15 protein-coding genes are annotated in these 15,656 nt (G+C 69.0%); 3 read left to right on the top strand and 12 right to left on the bottom strand.

What is annotated here, in order from left to right; genetic code table 11:
- Positions 1-104 precede the first annotated feature (104 nt).
- Positions 105-1,388, top strand: coding sequence for a DUF58 domain-containing protein (locus IU514_RS05020; RefSeq protein ID WP_194929968.1), 1,284 nt, complete (start codon positions 105-107; stop codon positions 1,386-1,388).
- A 2-nt stretch (positions 1,389-1,390) separates the two neighbouring features.
- Here IU514_RS05020 and IU514_RS05015 read toward each other — a convergent pair whose 3' ends face one another.
- Positions 1,391-1,645 carry a YkgJ family cysteine cluster protein gene (locus IU514_RS05015; RefSeq protein ID WP_194929967.1) on the bottom strand — a complete coding sequence of 85 codons (255 nt, stop codon included), beginning with the start codon at positions 1,643-1,645 and terminating at the stop codon, positions 1,391-1,393.
- Positions 1,646-1,657: 12 nt separating this feature from the next.
- The gene (gene aroE / locus IU514_RS05010; protein WP_324187780.1) at positions 1,658-2,533 is read right to left on the bottom strand and encodes a shikimate dehydrogenase; all 876 of its coding nucleotides are present in this window, start codon (positions 2,531-2,533) and stop codon (positions 1,658-1,660) included.
- A gap of 46 nt (positions 2,534-2,579) precedes the next feature.
- Between aroE and IU514_RS05005 the strand changes: the two genes are divergently transcribed.
- Entirely contained in the window at positions 2,580-3,494 is a 915-nt protein-coding gene (locus tag IU514_RS05005; protein ID WP_194929966.1) for a TolB family protein, read from the top strand.
- Positions 3,495-3,537: 43 nt separating this feature from the next.
- Here IU514_RS05005 and hemB read toward each other — a convergent pair whose 3' ends face one another.
- From hemB to IU514_RS04965, 8 genes are all read right to left on the bottom strand, one after another.
- Complete coding sequence (hemB, locus tag IU514_RS05000; protein WP_194929965.1) at positions 3,538-4,533, bottom strand: porphobilinogen synthase; 996 nt, start codon at positions 4,531-4,533, stop codon at positions 3,538-3,540.
- A gap of 71 nt (positions 4,534-4,604) precedes the next feature.
- On the bottom strand, positions 4,605-5,645 hold the full coding sequence (locus IU514_RS04995) for a sulfate/molybdate ABC transporter ATP-binding protein (protein WP_194929964.1): 1,041 nt from the start codon (positions 5,643-5,645) through the stop codon (positions 4,605-4,607).
- A gap of 115 nt (positions 5,646-5,760) precedes the next feature.
- Positions 5,761-6,612 (bottom strand): sulfate ABC transporter permease subunit CysW, encoded by an 852-nt coding sequence (cysW, locus tag IU514_RS04990; protein WP_228760480.1) that lies wholly within the window; start codon positions 6,610-6,612, stop codon positions 5,761-5,763.
- A 28-nt stretch (positions 6,613-6,640) separates the two neighbouring features.
- Positions 6,641-7,507 carry a sulfate ABC transporter permease subunit CysT gene (gene cysT, locus IU514_RS04985; protein WP_194929962.1) on the bottom strand — a complete coding sequence of 289 codons (867 nt, stop codon included), beginning with the start codon at positions 7,505-7,507 and terminating at the stop codon, positions 6,641-6,643.
- Positions 7,508-7,689: 182 nt separating this feature from the next.
- Positions 7,690-8,739, bottom strand: a complete 1,050-nt coding sequence (locus IU514_RS04980) for a sulfate ABC transporter substrate-binding protein (protein WP_386760311.1) — start codon at positions 8,737-8,739, stop codon at positions 7,690-7,692.
- Between the two features lie 4 nt (positions 8,740-8,743).
- Positions 8,744-10,105, bottom strand: coding sequence for an OprO/OprP family phosphate-selective porin (locus IU514_RS04975; protein WP_228760479.1), 1,362 nt, complete (start codon positions 10,103-10,105; stop codon positions 8,744-8,746).
- Positions 10,106-10,415: 310 nt separating this feature from the next.
- On the bottom strand, positions 10,416-10,664 hold the full coding sequence (locus IU514_RS04970) for a hypothetical protein (protein WP_194929959.1): 249 nt from the start codon (positions 10,662-10,664) through the stop codon (positions 10,416-10,418).
- Positions 10,665-10,733: 69 nt separating this feature from the next.
- On the bottom strand, positions 10,734-11,747 hold the full coding sequence (locus tag IU514_RS04965; protein ID WP_194929958.1) for a chorismate transformation FkbO/Hyg5 family protein: 1,014 nt from the start codon (positions 11,745-11,747) through the stop codon (positions 10,734-10,736).
- Positions 11,748-11,922: 175 nt separating this feature from the next.
- Between IU514_RS04965 and IU514_RS04960 the strand changes: the two genes are divergently transcribed.
- A complete protein-coding gene (locus tag IU514_RS04960) occupies positions 11,923-12,417 on the top strand; it encodes a hypothetical protein (protein ID WP_194929957.1) in 495 nt (164 codons plus the stop codon).
- Between the two features lie 4 nt (positions 12,418-12,421).
- Here IU514_RS04960 and IU514_RS04955 read toward each other — a convergent pair whose 3' ends face one another.
- Entirely contained in the window at positions 12,422-13,669 is a 1,248-nt protein-coding gene (locus tag IU514_RS04955) for a cation:proton antiporter (RefSeq protein WP_194929956.1), read from the bottom strand.
- A 144-nt stretch (positions 13,670-13,813) separates the two neighbouring features.
- On the bottom strand, positions 13,814-15,631 hold the full coding sequence (locus IU514_RS04950) for a DUF885 domain-containing protein (RefSeq protein WP_324187784.1): 1,818 nt from the start codon (positions 15,629-15,631) through the stop codon (positions 13,814-13,816).
- Positions 15,632-15,656 lie beyond the last annotated feature (25 nt).

Here is a 15,656-nt window from a genome sequence, read left to right as displayed (position 1 = left end):
CCCCAACCCTCCCCCGCAAGCGGGGGAGGGGGCTCCCACTCCGGTAGCGCTGCATGGACTCATCCTCCGCACTCCGACATGCATGGCCGCGCCCTGCTCCAGCGATGCTCGGGCTGCTGGCGCTGTGGGGCATGCTCGGCCTCGGCGCCAGCCTCGGCTGGTGGCCGGCCGCGTCGTGGTGGACGATGGGCGGCGTGCTGCTGGTGATGGCTCTTCTCGATGGCCTGCGCGTCGCCCGGCGTCCTACGCCGAGCGTGCACCGGCAGCTCGCCGACACCTGGCCTATCGGTGTCGAGCGGCAGGTGACCTTGACGCTGGAGACCGCGTCGCATCGCCAGCCGCTGGACGTGTTCGACCTCCATCCCGGCGGATGGACGATGCAGGGGCTGCCGCGCGCGCTCGAACTGCTGCCGGGCGAAAGCGCGTCGTTTGATTACCACCTGTGCGCCCACGAGCGCGGCGACTTCCGCTTCGACGGCGTGCAACTGCTCCTGCACTCGCCGTGGCGGCTATGGCGGCAATCGCGCATCGCCGGTGCCGCGCAGAAGGTGCGCGTGTTCCCGAACTTCGCTCCGCTCGCGCGTTTCGCGATGTTCAGTGCGGAACAGGCTTCGCGCCTGGTCGGTGCGCACGTCAAGCGCCGTCGCGGCGAGGGTACCGACTTCCATCAGATGCGCGAGTACCGCATCGGCGACAGCCTGCGCCAGATCGACTGGAAGGCCACCGCGCGTGCACGCCGCCTGATCTCTCGCGAGTACCAGGACGAGAAGAACCAGCAGCTGGTGCTGATGCTCGACACCGGGCGCCGGCTGATGGCGCGCGATGGATCGCTGGCGCACTTCGACCACGTGCTCGATGCGTCGCTGGTGGTGGCCTACCTCGCGCTGCGCCAGGGCGATGCGGTGGGCTTGCACGCCACCGGCGGCGCCTCGGCGTGGGTACCGCCGCGCCGCGGCGTCGGCACGATCGACGAACTGCTGCGCGCCAGCTACGCCTTGCAGCCGCAGCCGGTGGCGACGGACTTCCTGGCCGCCGCGACCGAACTCTCGCTGCGCCAGCGCCGCCGCGCGCTGGTGATGCTGGTGACCAACCTGCGCGACGAGGACATGGACGACCTGCTCGCCGCCGTCGGCATGCTGCGCAAGCGCCATCTGGTCTGCGTCGCCAGCCTGCGCGAGGACTCGCTCGACACCGCGCTCGGCGAAGACGTCTCTGACCTGCCGGGCGCGATCCGCGCGGGTGCGGCCGCGCGCTACCTCGAGCAGCGCCGTGCCGCGCATGAAGCGCTGCGCAGCCATGGCGTGATGGTGCTGGACGTGGCCTGCCAGGAGCTGGCCGCGTCGCTGGTGGACAAGTACCTGGCAGTGAAACGCGACGGGCTGCTTTGACCCTAGGGCCTGGTCATCGCCTCCAGCGACGACAGGCTGACCATCGCTTCCTCGCGGCTGCTCCCGCACATCTCCATCGACGGGCGCAGCGACGCGCAGAATGCCGGCCGCTCCGGCTTGCCGAACAGGCGGCAACGGTAGTCGTCGTCCAGTTGCACGCACGGCATGCCCGCCGGCTTGCCATGCGGCATGCCGGGAATCGGCGAATTGATCGACGGCGCGATGCAGCACGCGCCGCAGCGGGCGCGGCATTCCATCAGCAGTTCATCTCAGTCGGCCGTCACCAGCGCGTCGTTGTGCGCGCGGATCTCGGCGTAGACACCGTCGGTTTCGGGACGCACATGATGCCAGCTCAGGAAGCTCTCGGCCGCCTGTTCGACCAGCATGCCCAGGCCATCGACGCAGTCATGCGCACCGGCGGCGCGCGCCCAGGCCAGGAACGGAATGGCGACTTCGCCGTAGCTCAGGTCGACGGCGGCCGTGCGCGGTCCCGCCAGCGCGACCGGCAATTGCGGCAATCCCGCGACCCGGGTGGCCGACGTCGCATTCACGATCAGGTCGAAGGTGCCGATCGACGAGACGTCGCTGAAGTAGCGCGGATGGATGCGCCCGGGCTGGCCCAGCGAGTCGGCCAGCGCGTCCGCACGTTCGGGCGTGCGGTTGATGATGAAGAGGTCGCCGATGCCGGCATCGAGCAGCGCCGGTGCCACGCCGCGCGCGGCACCGCCCGCGCCCAGTAGCAGCGTGCGGCGTTCGCGCAGGTCCAGACCGTGGCGCTCGGTGAGGTCGCGCACCAGCCCGACACCGTCGGTGTTGTCGCCTTCCCAGCCGGTTGCGGTCCGGATCAGCGTGTTGACCGCGCCGGCGCGGCGCGCGCGCTCGGTCAACACGGTGCAAAGCGCCGCGGCGCGGGCCTTGTGCGGCAGCGTGACGTTGGCACCTATGCCGCCTTCGGCCGCGAACTCCGCCAGTCTCGCGTCGAACTGCGCCGGTTCTGCGTCGATCGCCGTGTACTGCAGCGCGATGCCGGTCTGCTTGCCGAACGCGGCATGGATGCGCGGCGACAGCGAATGCGCGACCGGATGGCCGATCACGGCGAATCGTTTGACGACGGCAGGATTTGCGACAGCGGCGAAGTTCGACACGGGATCCCTCGCATAGACTGGAGTTCGCTAAGACAGGAGACGCACGATGCGACGCGCAACGGCCTTGCCCGGATCGAGTCTACTCCCGGCGCTGGCACTGGGCGCTTGGGCCCTGTCCGGTCCGGCGGCCGCCTTCATCTCCGAGTTCGGAATCGAGGGCATGGGCGTGGTGTCCACGCGCGCCAGCGAGATCCGCGGCAGCGTCAGTCCGAATGGACAGCGTATCGTCTGGGGCAGTACGGACCGTGAAGGCGGCGCGGGCGGTTGGGACCTGTGGCAGGCGACGTTGAAGGACGGCCGCTGGCAGGACGCGAAACCGTTGCCGATCAACAGCAAGTCCAAGGATTTCGATCCGCTGTTCAGCGCGGACGGGCAATGGCTTTATTTCTTTTCGGATCGTCCCGGCGGCATCGGCGGTGACGACCTCTACCGCGCCGCCGTGCTGCCCGGCGGCGGTTTCGGCAAGCCCGAGAACCTCGGTCTCGGTGTCAACAGCCGCGGCGACGAATGGGCGCCGACGCCGAGTCGCGACGGCCGCCACCTGATGTTCGCCAGCGACGGTTTGGGCGGCGAAGGCCGCCATGACCTGTTCGTGGCGCGCTGGGACGGCAAGGCGTTCGTTGAGCCGCGTGCGCTGCCTGGCGTGAACAGCGCCGACGACGAGTTCGACGCGGCCTGGCTCGGCGACGGCAAGACGGTCGTATTCACACGCTCGAAGGACGTGGACACGCAGCCGGTGCGCTTGTTCATCGCGCAATGCGACGGCCGCGAGTATTCGGGCATCGCGCCATTGGCGCTGTCGTTCAACACCGAGGACGGCAGCACCTTCGGCCCCGCGCTGGACTGGAACAAGCCGGGCGAGATGCTGGTCACCGGTGTGGCGAAGGCTCCGCGCGCCGGCAAGCTCGACATCTACCGGATGAAGGCACCGGCAGCGAGCGGAAAATCAGGCTGCCTGTGAGTTCGAGCCCTTCTCCCGCAAGCGGGAGAAGGGAAGCCATCCGTCATTGCATCTCGCGCAACCAGCGCGCGGCGTCGAGCGCGAAGTAGGTCAGCACGCCGTCGGCGCCGGCGCGCTTGAACGCCAGCAGCGATTCCATCGCCGTCATGCGCTCGTCGAGCCAGCCGTTATGCGCGGCGGCCTTGAGCATCGCGTACTCGCCACTGACCTGGTAGACGTAGGTCGGCACGCGGAACTCGTCCTTCACGCGGCGCACGATGTCCAGGTACGGCATGCCCGGCTTCACCATCACCATGTCGGCGCCTTCGGCGAGGTCGAGCGCGACTTCCTGCAGCGCCTCGTCGGAGTTCGCCGGGTCCATCTGGTACGTGTACTTGTTGCCCTTGCCGAGCGCGGCCGCGGAACCGACCGCGCTGCGGAACGGACCATAGAACGCACTGGCGTACTTGGCGCTGTAGGCAAGGATGCGCGTGTTAATCAGGCCTTCGCTTTCCAGCGCGTTGCGGACCGCGCCGATGCGGCCGTCCATCATGTCGCTCGGCGCGACCACGTCGGCACCGGCCTGCGCGTGCGACAGCGCCTGCTTCACCAGTGCATCGACGGTGTCGTCGTTGAGGATGTAGCCGGTGTCGTCGATCAGGCCATCCTGGCCGTGCGTGGTGTACGGATCGAGCGCGACGTCGGTGATGACGCCAAGCTCCGGGAAGCGCTGCTTCAGCGCGCGCACGGCACGCTGGATGATGCCGTCCTCGCTCCACGCGATCGCGCCGTCGGCGGTCTTGCGCTCGCCGTTGGGCACGCCGAACAACGTCACTGCCGGCACGCGCAGCTCGCTGGCCTTCTCGGCCTCGCGCAACAGCTCGTCGATCGACAACCGTTCCACGCCCGGCATCGAGGCGACCGGCTCGCGGCCGTCGCGCTCGTGCACGAACACCGGATAGATCAGGTCGTTGGTGGTGAGGACGGACTCGCGCATCAGGCGGCGCGAGAACTCATCGCGGCGCATCCGCCGCGGGCGTACGTAGGGGTAGCTGCTCATGGCGCGGCATTGTACGCCCCGCTTCCCCTCTCCCGGCACGCTGCGGCGGCCCAGGAGAGGGGGCAGGGATATCAGGCCGGATACACCCGATACCGCAAAGGCTTCAGCCCGACCGTGCTTCCCGGAGCCGGCGTGCTGACGTCGGGCGTGGCCACGATATCCAGTTCCAGCGGCCGCGTCTGGCCGGGGATGGCAAGCTCCAGCGTGATGCGGTCGGCCAGCCGGTAAGCGCTCAGCACCCGCGCAGGCAAGCCGTCACCGGCCTCGCCCAGCGCGAGATCGTGCGGCCTCGCGTACAGGTGCGCCGCGCCATCGGCGACGCCGGCCGGCAGCGGCAGCGCGTGTCCGTCGACGCGGAACTGCCCGTGCTCCACACGCCCTTCCAGCCGGTTGGCGCGCCCGATGAAGTCGAACACGTAGGCCGACGCCGGTGCGCTGTAGATCTCGTCGGGCGTGCCGATCTGCTCGATTCGGCCGTCGCGCAGCACGACCACGCGATCGGCAAGCTCCAGCGCTTCTTCCTGGTCGTGGGTGACGAACAGCGTGGTCTGGCCGGTCTGCTCGTGCAGGTCGCGCAGCCAGCGCCGCAGCTCCACGCGCACCTTCGCGTCGAGCGCGCCGAACGGCTCGTCCAGCAACAGCACCTTCGGGTCGATCGCCAGCGCACGCGCAAGCGCCACGCGCTGCTTCTGTCCGCCCGACAACTGCTCGGGATAGCGCTTGCCGAAGTCCGGCAGCTGGATCAGGCCCAGCAACTCCTGCACGCGGCGCGCGATCGATGCCTTGTCGGGACGGCGGCTGTGGGGCCGGCTGCGCAGGCCGAACGCGATGTTCTCGGCGACGGTCATGTGCTTGAACAGCGCGTAATGCTGGAACACGAAGCCGACATTGCGCTCGCGCAGGCTCAGTCGCGTGGCGTCGTCCTGGCCGAACAGCACGCGGCCATCGTCGGGATGAAGCAGGCCGGCGATCACGCGCAGCAGCGTGGTCTTGCCCGAGCCAGATGGGCCGAGCAGCGCGACCAGTTCTCCGGATTCGACGTCGAGGTCGACCCGGTCGAGCGCGGCGACGCCGTCGTAGCGCTTGCTGAGCTGGCGGATGTGCAGGTCCATTCCACGCCGCGTCCGGGACGAGGCGCCATCATGAACCATCGCCGGCGAAGCGGGCCGTGACGGTTCGGAGGCACGCAGGGAGGTGCGTGCGGGTTCGACTCTTACAGCGTTCATCTCAGTGCCGCCTGTGGGATTGCGCCAGGGCGTCGCCGTGGCGGGCCTCCAGCCAGAACTTCAGGATCAGGGTGATCAGCGCGAGCCCGGCCAGCAGCGACGCCGCGGCAAACGCGGCGGTGCTGTCGAACTCGTTGTAGAGGATCTCGATGTGCAGTGGCAGCGTGTTGGTCAGGCCGCGGATGTGGCCCGACACCACCGACACCGCGCCGAACTCGCCCATTGCGCGCGCGGCGCACAGCAGCACGCCGTACAGCAGGCCCCACTTGATATTGGGCAGCGTGACGCGGGTGAACATGGTCCAGGCGCCCGCGCCAAGCGAGCGCGCGGCGAGCTCCTCGTCGGCGCCCTGCTGCTGCATCAGCGGGATCAGCTCGCGCACGACGAACGGGAACGTGATGAACAACGTCGCCAGTACGATGCCCGGCCGCGCGAACAGGATCTTCATGTCGTAGCGCTGCAGCAGTTCGGCGAACCAGCCCTGCGAACCGAACAACAACACCAGGCAGAGGCCGGCCACGACGGGCGACACCGCGAACGGCAGGTCGATCAGCGACAGCAGCAGTTGCTTGCCGCGGAACTCGAAGCGCGTCACCGCCCACGCCATCAGCATGCCGAACACCGCGTTGACCGGGACCACTATCGCGACGGTAAACAGCGTCAGCTTCAGCGCGGCACGCGCATCAGGCTCGTTGAGCGCGGCAAACCACACACCCACGCCCTTGGCGAATGCCGCGCCCAGCACCATCAGCAGCGGCAGCACCACCAGTGCGGCCATCACCAGCATGGCCAGCGCGATCAGCGACCAGCGCAGCCACGCGGGCTCGTCGAGTTCATCGTGGCGACGGCTCATGCATGCGCTCCTCTGCGTATCGAGGTATTCACCGGGCCTGCCTCCGCTTTTCATGCGCGAACAGCGACGGGATCGCGTTGATCGCGAGCAGGCACACGAACGACGCCGCCAGCAGCAATGCCGCGATCGCCACCGCGCCCGGGTAGTCGTACTCCTCCAGGCGGATCGTGATCAGCAGCGGCGCGATCTCGGTTTTGAACGGCAGGTTGCCGGCGATGAAGATCACCGAGCCGTACTCGCCGAGTGCGCGCGCGAATGCCAGCGAGAAGCCCGTCAGCAGCGCAGGCAGCAGCTCCGGCAGGACGACGCGGCGCAGCGTGGTGAAGCGCGAGGCGCCGAGCGATGAGGCGGCCTCTTCCTGCTCGCGGCCCAGCGCTTCCAGCACCGGCTGCACGGTGCGCACCGCGAACGGCAGGCCGATGAACACCAGCGCGATGACGATGCCGATCGGCGTGTAGGCGATCTTCAGGCCGAGCGGTTCGAGCCAGCGCCCGACCCAGCCGTTGGCCGAATAGATTGCGGTCAATGCAATGCCGGCCACCGCCGTCGGCAGCGCGAACGGCAGGTCGACCAGCGCGTCGAGCAGGCGGCGTCCCGGGAAGCGGTAACGCACCACCACCCACGCCACCAGCGCGCCGGCGAACAGAGCGACCAGCGAGGCCACCAGCGATGCACCAAAGCTGAGCTTCAGCGAGGCCTGCACGCGCGGGTCCTGTATCGCACGCAGCCAGCCATCGATGCCAAGCCCGGCGGCGCGGATCGCCAGCGCCGCCAGCGGCAGCAGCACGACCACGCTCAACCACGCCAGGCCGAGACCGAGGCTGAGGCCGAAGCCCGGCAGCGGTGCACGACCGCGGCGGGCGGGACCCAGCGATGGGAGTGCGACGCTGCTCATGGCAGGTTCGGCGCGAACATCCGGATGCCGTTCGTCCTGAGCGTAGGCGCAACGCGCCGGAGTCGAAGGATGGACGGGTCCGCTGCAGAACCGCCTCGCTCACCCTTCGACTTCGGCCTGTGGCCTACGCTCAGGGCGAACGGTGATGGATCGCAGGCCTTGGCAGCAGCCACGTTCATCGCTCAACGCGGCCGATAGATCTTGTCGAAGAAACCACCATCGGCGAAATGCTCGGCCTGTGCCTTCTTCCAGCCGCCGAACGCGGAATCGATGGTCACCTGCTTGACCTGCGGGAAGCGCGCCAACTCCGCCGCCGGCACCTTGTCCGCTTCGGCCGGGCGGTAGCCGTGCTTGGCGGCGAGGCGCTGGCCCTCGGGCGTGTACAGGAAGCGCAGGTAGGCCTCGGCCTGCTTGCGCGTGCCGTGGCGATCGACGTTCTTGTCGACCCACGCCACCGGCGGCTCGGCCTTGATGCTCAGGCTCGGCACGACGACCTCGAACTTGCCGCGCGTGTCGGCGTCCGACAGCGTCAGCAGCGCTTCGTTCTCCCACGCGATCAGCACGTCGCCGATGCCGCGCTCGGCGAACGTCGTCGTCGCGCCGCGCGCGCCGGTGTCGAGCACCGGGACGTTCTTGAACAGCTTCGTCAGGAAATCGACCACCTTGTCGCCGTCGCGATACTCCTGCGACGCCCAGGCCCACGCCGCGAGGTAGTTCCAGCGCGCGCCGCCCGACGTTTTCGGGTTGGGCGTGATCACCGCCACGCCGTCCTTCGCCAGGTCGCCCCAGTCGCGGATCTGCTTCGGGTTGCCCTTGCGCACCAGGAACACGATCGTCGAGGTGTACGGCGAGCTGTTGTGCGGCAGGCGCGTTTGCCAGTTCGCCGGCAGCAACTTCGCGTTCGCGGCGATCGCATCGATGTCGGCGGCCAGCGCCAGCGTCACGACGTCCGCTTCCAGGCCATCGATCACCGCACGCGCCTGCTTGCCGGAGCCGCCGTGCGAGGCGCGGATCTTCAGCGTCTCGCCCGTCTGCTGTTTCCACTGCGCGGCGAAGGTCTGGTTGATCTCGGCGTAGAACTCGCGCGTCGGGTCGTAGGAGACATTGAGCAGCTCGACATCCTTGGCCTGGGCAGCGGCGCTGGCCGCTGCGAGCAGCAGGCACAGGACGGCATTACGGAGAAACGAAGTCATGGCGCTTTCCTTGGGGGAGGAGAGAGTCGGTGTACTCATCACGTCAGAACACGAACTGCGCGCGCGTGAAGAACGCTTTTTCATCCTCGCGGTCGGCACCGGCCGGCGCGCCGTCGTCGAACTGCGTCTGCGTGTAATTGGCGACCAGCTTGAAGTTGCTGTTGAGGTACCAGTTCACGCCCAGCCCCCACGACGTGGCATGGCTGGCCACGCTGGCGGGATCGGCGAACAGCGGGAATGCATCCTCGTCGATGTCGAGCTCGCCATAGCGCGCCACCAGTTCCCAGGCACCCCAGCCTGCACCGCCCACCGTAAAAGGCTGGTTAGGCCGCGTTACGCCCTTGTAGCTCGCATCCTCGCCGGTCAGCACGAGTCCGCCGGTAAGCGTCCAGGCGCGGTTGTCGAGTGCATCGCGCTGTCCGGTGGGCAGCGCCACTTCCTGCTTCGAACTGATGTATTCGCCGAGCAGGCCGAACGTGTTGCGATAGAAGTAGGCCTGCGGCGTCCAGCGCGTGTGCTCGCCATCGGCGACGACGTTGGCGCGATAGTTGAAGAACTGCACCTGACCCGGCGTGCGGTAGCGCGGCAGGAAGCTGTTGCCGGCGCCCTGCTTGTCGCCGCTGGTGCCGGCGATGCCGAAGCCGAGGCCGGACCACGCGTTGCCGGCGTTCTTCCACGGCTCGGCGAACACGCGCGCAGCCAGTTCGAAATCGTTGTCGGGATTGGTCGTCGAACCGTCGCGGCCGTCGGGCGCGCCGTTGAACACGCCGAACTGATAGCCGAGCGCGCCGCCGCCGAACTCGCCCTGCAACTGCACGCCGAGGTCGCGCGACGGTGCCAGTTCGCCGGCGAGGCCGCCTTCGACCATCGCGTTCGCGCTGCTGGACTGCAGGCGTTCCAGTCCGACCGGCACCTTGAATCGGCCCAGGCGCACGGTCGCACGCGGATCGAAACGCAGGTCGAGATAGGCATCGTTGACTGTGGCGCTGTCGCCCGCCAGCTGCGCCTGCAGGCGGAACGCCAGCAGCGGGCCCCACGTGCCCTCGAGCGTCGGTTCGAAGCGGCGCAACAGGAAGGTGTCGTTCTGCGGACGCTCGTCGTCGTCGATGTAGAAACGTCCGTCGCCCTGCACCAGCGCCTTGAACTTGAGCTCGACGTCGCCCGGCGGCGGCGATTTAACCGAAAGACCCTTGGCGGCGCTGAGCGTCACGGTGGGCGTGTTGGCGGCGCGGTTTGCGGCTTCCTCTTCCTGCAGCTCCAGCCTGCGCTCGATCACCCGCAGGCGCTGGTCGAGGTCGGCCAGGCCGGACTGGGCCGGGTCGGTGGTCGCGGGCGCAGTGCCGAGCCGCTGCTCGATCGCCTGCAGGCGACGGGCGAGTTCCTCGACGGTGACTTCGCCCGCCATCGCCGATGCCATCGGTGACGTCGCGAGGATCAGAGCGAGCGCAAGACGAGAGTGGCGGAGGGCGCGCGGTTTCGTGGCACTGCCGGAAGGTCGGGGTGTCATATCGGGGCTCGATTGGATGAGGGGAATGTGACTGCGCGTCGGGCACGAGGGAAGATCCCAGTCAGCATGTCCTCATGCCAAACGGGCATCTGAGCAACATGCGGAAGCGTACGCGCAGCCCCTTCCCTCCGGCCGGCCACGGAAGGCGCAAGTGCGATTTCAAGGACTCAGGTCAAGCCGCCGCCACTCCCGTGGCGGACGATGCCGATCAGATCACGCCGCCGCCGATGCCGAGCCGGACGATGCCGACCAGGATGACGATGCCGTTGAGCACCAGGCCGGTCTTGGCGCGGCCCCGGTTGCCCGGGCTGGAGAACAGGATGCCGAGCGCGGCGATGATCGCCCCGACCGCGGCGAAGGGGATCAGGAACCAGTTGCTCCATCCGAGCAGCGGGATCAGCGCCACGACCATGCAGATCATCGCGACGATGCCCCACAGCAGGCTGATCAGACCCATGACCCTGTCTCCATGACGGTGGCGCGGGGCGCCGAAGCGCCCATCATGCCGCAGGCGGCCGCGTGTGGGTCAGGCGCCGTGGACGCCGTCGATCTCGACGCGCAGCTCGCGCCGGCACACGGCGGCGTGCAGCACGATGCGCGGCACCTGCGCAGGCAGCCTCGTTGCGAGCGCCGCCTGCACGCGCGGGACGTCGTCGCGGTCGCGCACGTAGACCTTCAGGCGCGTGCCGGCGCCGAAGTGCTCCGGCAGCCCTTCGCGCTGCAGGCGTGCGCGGCCGACCAGGCTGTCCAGGTTGGCCAGCACTTCGTCCAGCTGCGCCTCCACCGAATCACGATGCTGCGATTCGTGGCCGACGATGGCGGCGGTGCCCGACAGCATCAACGGCATCGCACTGCCGGGCGGCGGCAGCATCGCGCGGGCGAAGCCCGGGGCCTGCGGGCCGTACTGGCGCGGATAGCGGTAGGCGCTGACCTGGCGCGGGTTCTCGATCGGCGTGCCGGGCGTGCGCGCGGCCAGCCAGTAGACCTGCAGGCGGTGGTGCCCGGCATCGTCTCCGCGGCACTGGCCGATCGCCGTGGCGGCGGGCAGCGTGGCCGGGTCGACCTCGCCCAGCGCGCGGGCGCGGCCGACGCAGAAGCGGCGATAACGCTCGTCGTCGCCTTCGCCGTCGGTGATGCCGTCGAAGTAGTTCCACATCCGCAGCACGTGCGGGTAGCCGTGCGAGGCCACGAACGCGGCCAGCCGGCGGTAGGCGTCTTCGGCGGCGAGCTCGATGCCGGCGCCGCCGGTCTCGTCGATCTCGATCGCGCCGAACTGCAGTGCGCCGTCCTCGGACCAGGCGATGCCATCGCTGCGGCCATGCCGCACCTGACCGACGCCACGCCAGACCTCGAGCGGGGCCGGGCCCTGCGGATCCAGCGCGATGCGCAGGTAGCGCGGGTCGTCATGCCGGGCCGCGGCCGCACCGAACGCGAACACCGCCAGGACGCCGGCCTGCGCGAGCGCCGGGCCGGGCTCGCCGTCGACGTAGTCGACCTGCAGCCGAGGCAGGACGGAAAGATCGGATTCGAGCGCGCTCATAACCTGGCCTGACGGCCTGCAGGGGCCGCGCCGGTCGCGGTGGCGGGGGAAGTCATCCGCAAATGATACCGTGGCCGCCAAGGGCAACCTCCGATGTACGGAATCCCGCCTGATGCCGCACCGCCCCGCGGTGGAGTTAGCATCGGCCCATCAAAGCCAGCCTAGGGAGCTCGCGATGACACGCCTCGTCCTGATCCTGCTGACCGCAATGCTGACGGCGCTTCTGGCCTCCTGCTCCACCAATTCGCATCTGGTCACCGGCCAGACCCGTCCGCCGGTCGACCCCGCCCAGGTCCGCGTCTACTTCACTCCGCCGCCGGGCGGTTTCGAGGAGATCGCCCAGCTGGAGACTTCCAGCGGCTCTTTCACCTATGGCGAACAGAACAAGATGAACTCGGTGATCACCAAGCTGAAGGCGGAGGCCGCCAAGCTCGGCGCCAACGGCGTGCTGTTCATCGGCACCGAGAACAGCTACGGCAATAGCAGCATCGGCGTGGGCGCCGGCGGCGGCAATTACGGCGGCAGCGGTTTCAGCTCCGGCGGCGTCGGCTTCAGCATTTCGCCGACGCAGAAGTTCGCTCGCGGCCTCGCGATCTACGTGCCCAACCCGCCGCCGGAAGCCCCGGCTCCGGCGACGGCGCCGCAACCGGCACCGACGCCGACCAAGTAACCGCTCAGGCGCGGTTGCGCGCCAGGCCGTCGCCGGCGGCCTGCGCGCGGCCAGCGAACAGGCCCAGCAGCGGCCCGGTCATCACCGTCGTCAGGATCGCCATCGCCAGCAGCATCGTGAAGGCCTGCGGGCCGATCAGCCCGGCGTCGAGCCCGACCTTCAGCACGATCAACTCCATCAGGCCACGTGCGTTCATCAGCGCGCCGGTGGCGAAGCTGTCGCGCCAGTCGTGACCGGACAGGCGCGCGCCGGCCGCGCCGCCGACGATCTTGCCGGTCACGGCCACCACCAGGATCACCGCCATCGCGGCGAGCGCGGTGCCGGTGAACGCATCGCCGGTGGTGCGCAGGCCCGCCAGCGCGAAGAAGATCGGCATCAGCAGCACCACCGCGACGTGCTCCAGCCGTGCGGTCAGCGCATGCAGCAGACGGTCGTCGCGCGGCAGGCAGGCACCGAACACGAATGCGCCGAACACCGCGTGCAGGTCCAGCCATTCGGTCAGCGCCGCGCAGGACAGCAGGCCGACCAGCAGCGCCGCCAGCACCATCGCCGAGGGCTCGCCATCGCGGGCATGGGTGCGCAGCAGCCACGCATAGAGCGGCTTGAGCAGGCCGAACACCAGCGCGGTCAGTGCCAACAGACCGATCAGGGCGCGCGCGACGCCGCCTTCTCCGCCCTGGCCGACCAGCGCGACCACCAGCGCCAGCCCGATCCACGTCGCCGCATCGGCGATTGCCGCTGAGCCGAGCGCGAGCTGGCCGACGCGCGAGCGCGTCATGCCGCGGTCCTTGAGGATGCGCGCCAGCACCGGGAAGGCGGTGATCGACATCGCGGTGGCGAGGAACAGCGCGAACGGCCAATAGCCCACGCCGGCCGGCGCCAGTTGCGGATACAGCCACGGCGCGACCGCCAGGCTGCCGCCGAACGGCAGCACCACGCTGAGCGCGCTGACCCAGCCGGCGGCGCGCAACTGCGCGCGCACGCCGTCGGGCGTGCGCAGCTCGGCGCCAACCACGAACATGAAGAGCACCAGGCCCAGCGTCGACAGCGACGTCAGCCCGGCCAGCGAGTCAGCGGGAAACAGCGCCGCGTGCGCCTGCGGGAGCGCCGCACCGAACACGATCGGCCCGAGCAGGATGCCCGCGGCCATTTCGCCGATCACGGCAGGTTGTCCGAAACGCTTGAGCAGCAGGCCGCACAGGCGCGCGACCGAAAGAATGACGACCAGTTGCAGCAACAAAGGCGAATGCATCCAAGCTCCCCTGCTGGATTGTTCGCCATTTTAGCGCCGCACCGGCCGCCCAGACGCGCACTGCGCCTGCTTTTCGCGAGGCGGAACGCCGCGCCGGCAGTCGCGCCTCCGACAGGAGGGCGCTGGCCGGCGCGGCTTCAGTCCTTACTTCGCGGCGACGGTCTTCTTCTGCGCCGGCACGAAGTCCTCGCGCACCGACTTGGCCAGCAGGCCAGGCGGCAGCAGGCCCTGGTCGAGCAGGTAGTTGTTGAACGCGAGCCGGTCGAAACGGTCGCCCAGCGCGATCTCGGTCTCCATGCGCAGCTCGAGGATGCGGCTGTAGCCGTAGAAGTAACTGCCGGCCTGGCCCGGGGCGTTGAACGTGTAGCGGTCCAGCTCCTGCTTGGCCATCGCCTCAGACAGGCCGACCTTGTCGGTCAGGATCTTGCCGGCCCGCTCGCGGTCGATCATGCCGAGGTTGAGCATCGGGTCGAGCATGGCGCGCGCGGCGCGCATCAGGCGGAACTGCAACGCGATCAGCTGGCCGTCGAGCGGCTCGTACGGAACCATCTCGGCCTCGGCGTACAGCGCCCAGCCTTCGACATTGACCGAATTGAACGCGAACATCGTGCGCGCCAGCGACACGCCGCGCTCGACCATCGCCGTGAACTGCAGCTCGTGGCCCGGACGGCCTTCATGCGCCGACAGCGTCCAGCGCACCGCATCGAAGTTGAAGTCGTCGTAGGACAGTGCCTTGCCGTCGGTGGTCGGCACCGACACCGGCAGCACGAACTGGCCCTGCTGGCCGGTGTTGCCGATCAGCGGCGCCGGGAGGAAGTGCGGTGCCGGCTGCGCAGCCGACTCGGCCTCGCTGCCCAGGCGCATCACCATCGGCCGGTTCGGCACGTCGACGATGCGCTCCTTGCGGATGATCGGGTCGATCGCATCGATGACGGTGCGGTAGCGCGACTCGAGCTGCGCGTTGGGCATGCTCTGCTGCTTCAGCGCGCGGATCACGGCGATGTAGTCGTTCTGGTCAGCGACCTTCAGGCCCTTGTCCTTGGCGACCAGCGGCGCGAGCTGGCGCATCGCCGCACGCGTCTCCATGAACTCGACCTGGGCGCGACGGATCAGCAACTGCGGATCGATGTCGATGCCGAACTGCTTGAGCGCATTGGCATACAGCTCCGGCGGCAGCTTCGTATCGGTGCGCGCTTCCGGCAGCACGGTGGCACGCGCCCACTTGCCGTAGTCGCGCAACTGCGTGTCCATCGCGGCCAGCGAGGCGTCGGCGCCTTCGACCTTGTACTTGGCGAACAGCTGCTTGATGCCGGCGATGTAGGTGTCGATGTTGCCCAGCGCCTGCTCGACCTCGAGCTTGGTCGGGCGCAGCAGCGCCTTGTCGCCCATGCGCTCGGTGTAGCGCGCCTTGGCGAGTTCGGTGATCGGGGTCGTGCCCGGTGCCTGGCCGGTGTAGGCCTTCAGGCGATCGAGCGCGCGGGCACGGCGCTCGGCCGGCGTCTGGTCGGAAAGCAGGCCCTGCAGGCCGGTGAACTCCAGCTGGCCGATGTCGACCCACGGCAGCGTCAGGCGCTCGTTGAGCGCGCTGGTCTCGATGTTGTCGTCGGCCGCCTGGATCATGATCTCCAGGTCCTGGCGCACGTTCGGATCGCGCTCGACCTGCAGCTTGGCCTGCAGCTCGGCCTTGGCCTTGGCGGTGGATTCGCGGAAGCGCTTGGACACGTCCGGCTTGAGGTCGGTGACGCGGTCGTCGTAACCCGGCACGCCGAAGAACGACATCGTCTCGGGCGAGAACTCGGCCTGCGACTTCAGCAGGATCTGCGCGTACTGGTTGCTGGTGGTGACCCACGCCGGCGACGCCGGTGCCGCGGTCGCGGCCTTGGCGGAGGGCTGGGCCGCCTGGGTGATGGCGGGCGCGCCCGCGACGAGGGTCAGGGCAATGGCGAGTGCGAGCGGCTTGATCATGGTCCAGGCGAGGTTTGGGGAC

The organism is Lysobacter niastensis (genome assembly GCF_015453285.1).
In the GTDB taxonomy this organism is placed as follows: Bacteria; Pseudomonadota; Gammaproteobacteria; order Xanthomonadales; family Xanthomonadaceae; genus Lysobacter_J; species Lysobacter_J niastensis.
This window is presented reverse-complemented; position numbering and strand designations above follow the sequence as displayed.

What these genes read in the sequence shown, in the direction of transcription:
- IU514_RS05020 (WP_194929968.1), top strand. Translation starts at nt 105, where the DNA reads ATGCTCGGGCTGCTGGCGCTGTGGGGCATGCTCGGCCTCGGCGCCAGC.
- IU514_RS05015 (WP_194929967.1), bottom strand. Translation starts at nt 1,645, where the DNA reads ATGGAATGCCGCGCCCGCTGCGGCGCGTGCTGCATCGCGCCGTCGATC.
- IU514_RS05005 (WP_194929966.1), top strand. Translation starts at nt 2,580, where the DNA reads ATGCGACGCGCAACGGCCTTGCCCGGATCGAGTCTACTCCCGGCGCTG.
- hemB (WP_194929965.1), bottom strand. Translation starts at nt 4,533, where the DNA reads ATGAGCAGCTACCCCTACGTACGCCCGCGGCGGATGCGCCGCGATGAG.
- IU514_RS04995 (WP_194929964.1), bottom strand. Translation starts at nt 5,645, where the DNA reads ATGGACCTGCACATCCGCCAGCTCAGCAAGCGCTACGACGGCGTCGCC.
- cysW (WP_228760480.1), bottom strand. Translation starts at nt 6,612, where the DNA reads ATGAGCCGTCGCCACGATGAACTCGACGAGCCCGCGTGGCTGCGCTGG.
- cysT (WP_194929962.1), bottom strand. Translation starts at nt 7,507, where the DNA reads ATGAGCAGCGTCGCACTCCCATCGCTGGGTCCCGCCCGCCGCGGTCGT.
- IU514_RS04980 (WP_386760311.1), bottom strand. Translation starts at nt 8,739, where the DNA reads ATGAGTACACCGACTCTCTCCTCCCCCAAGGAAAGCGCCATGACTTCG.
- IU514_RS04975 (WP_228760479.1), bottom strand. Translation starts at nt 10,105, where the DNA reads ATGGCGGGCGAAGTCACCGTCGAGGAACTCGCCCGTCGCCTGCAGGCG.
- IU514_RS04970 (WP_194929959.1), bottom strand. Translation starts at nt 10,664, where the DNA reads ATGGGTCTGATCAGCCTGCTGTGGGGCATCGTCGCGATGATCTGCATG.
- IU514_RS04965 (WP_194929958.1), bottom strand. Translation starts at nt 11,747, where the DNA reads ATGAGCGCGCTCGAATCCGATCTTTCCGTCCTGCCTCGGCTGCAGGTC.
- IU514_RS04960 (WP_194929957.1), top strand. Translation starts at nt 11,923, where the DNA reads ATGACACGCCTCGTCCTGATCCTGCTGACCGCAATGCTGACGGCGCTT.
- IU514_RS04955 (WP_194929956.1), bottom strand. Translation starts at nt 13,669, where the DNA reads ATGCATTCGCCTTTGTTGCTGCAACTGGTCGTCATTCTTTCGGTCGCG.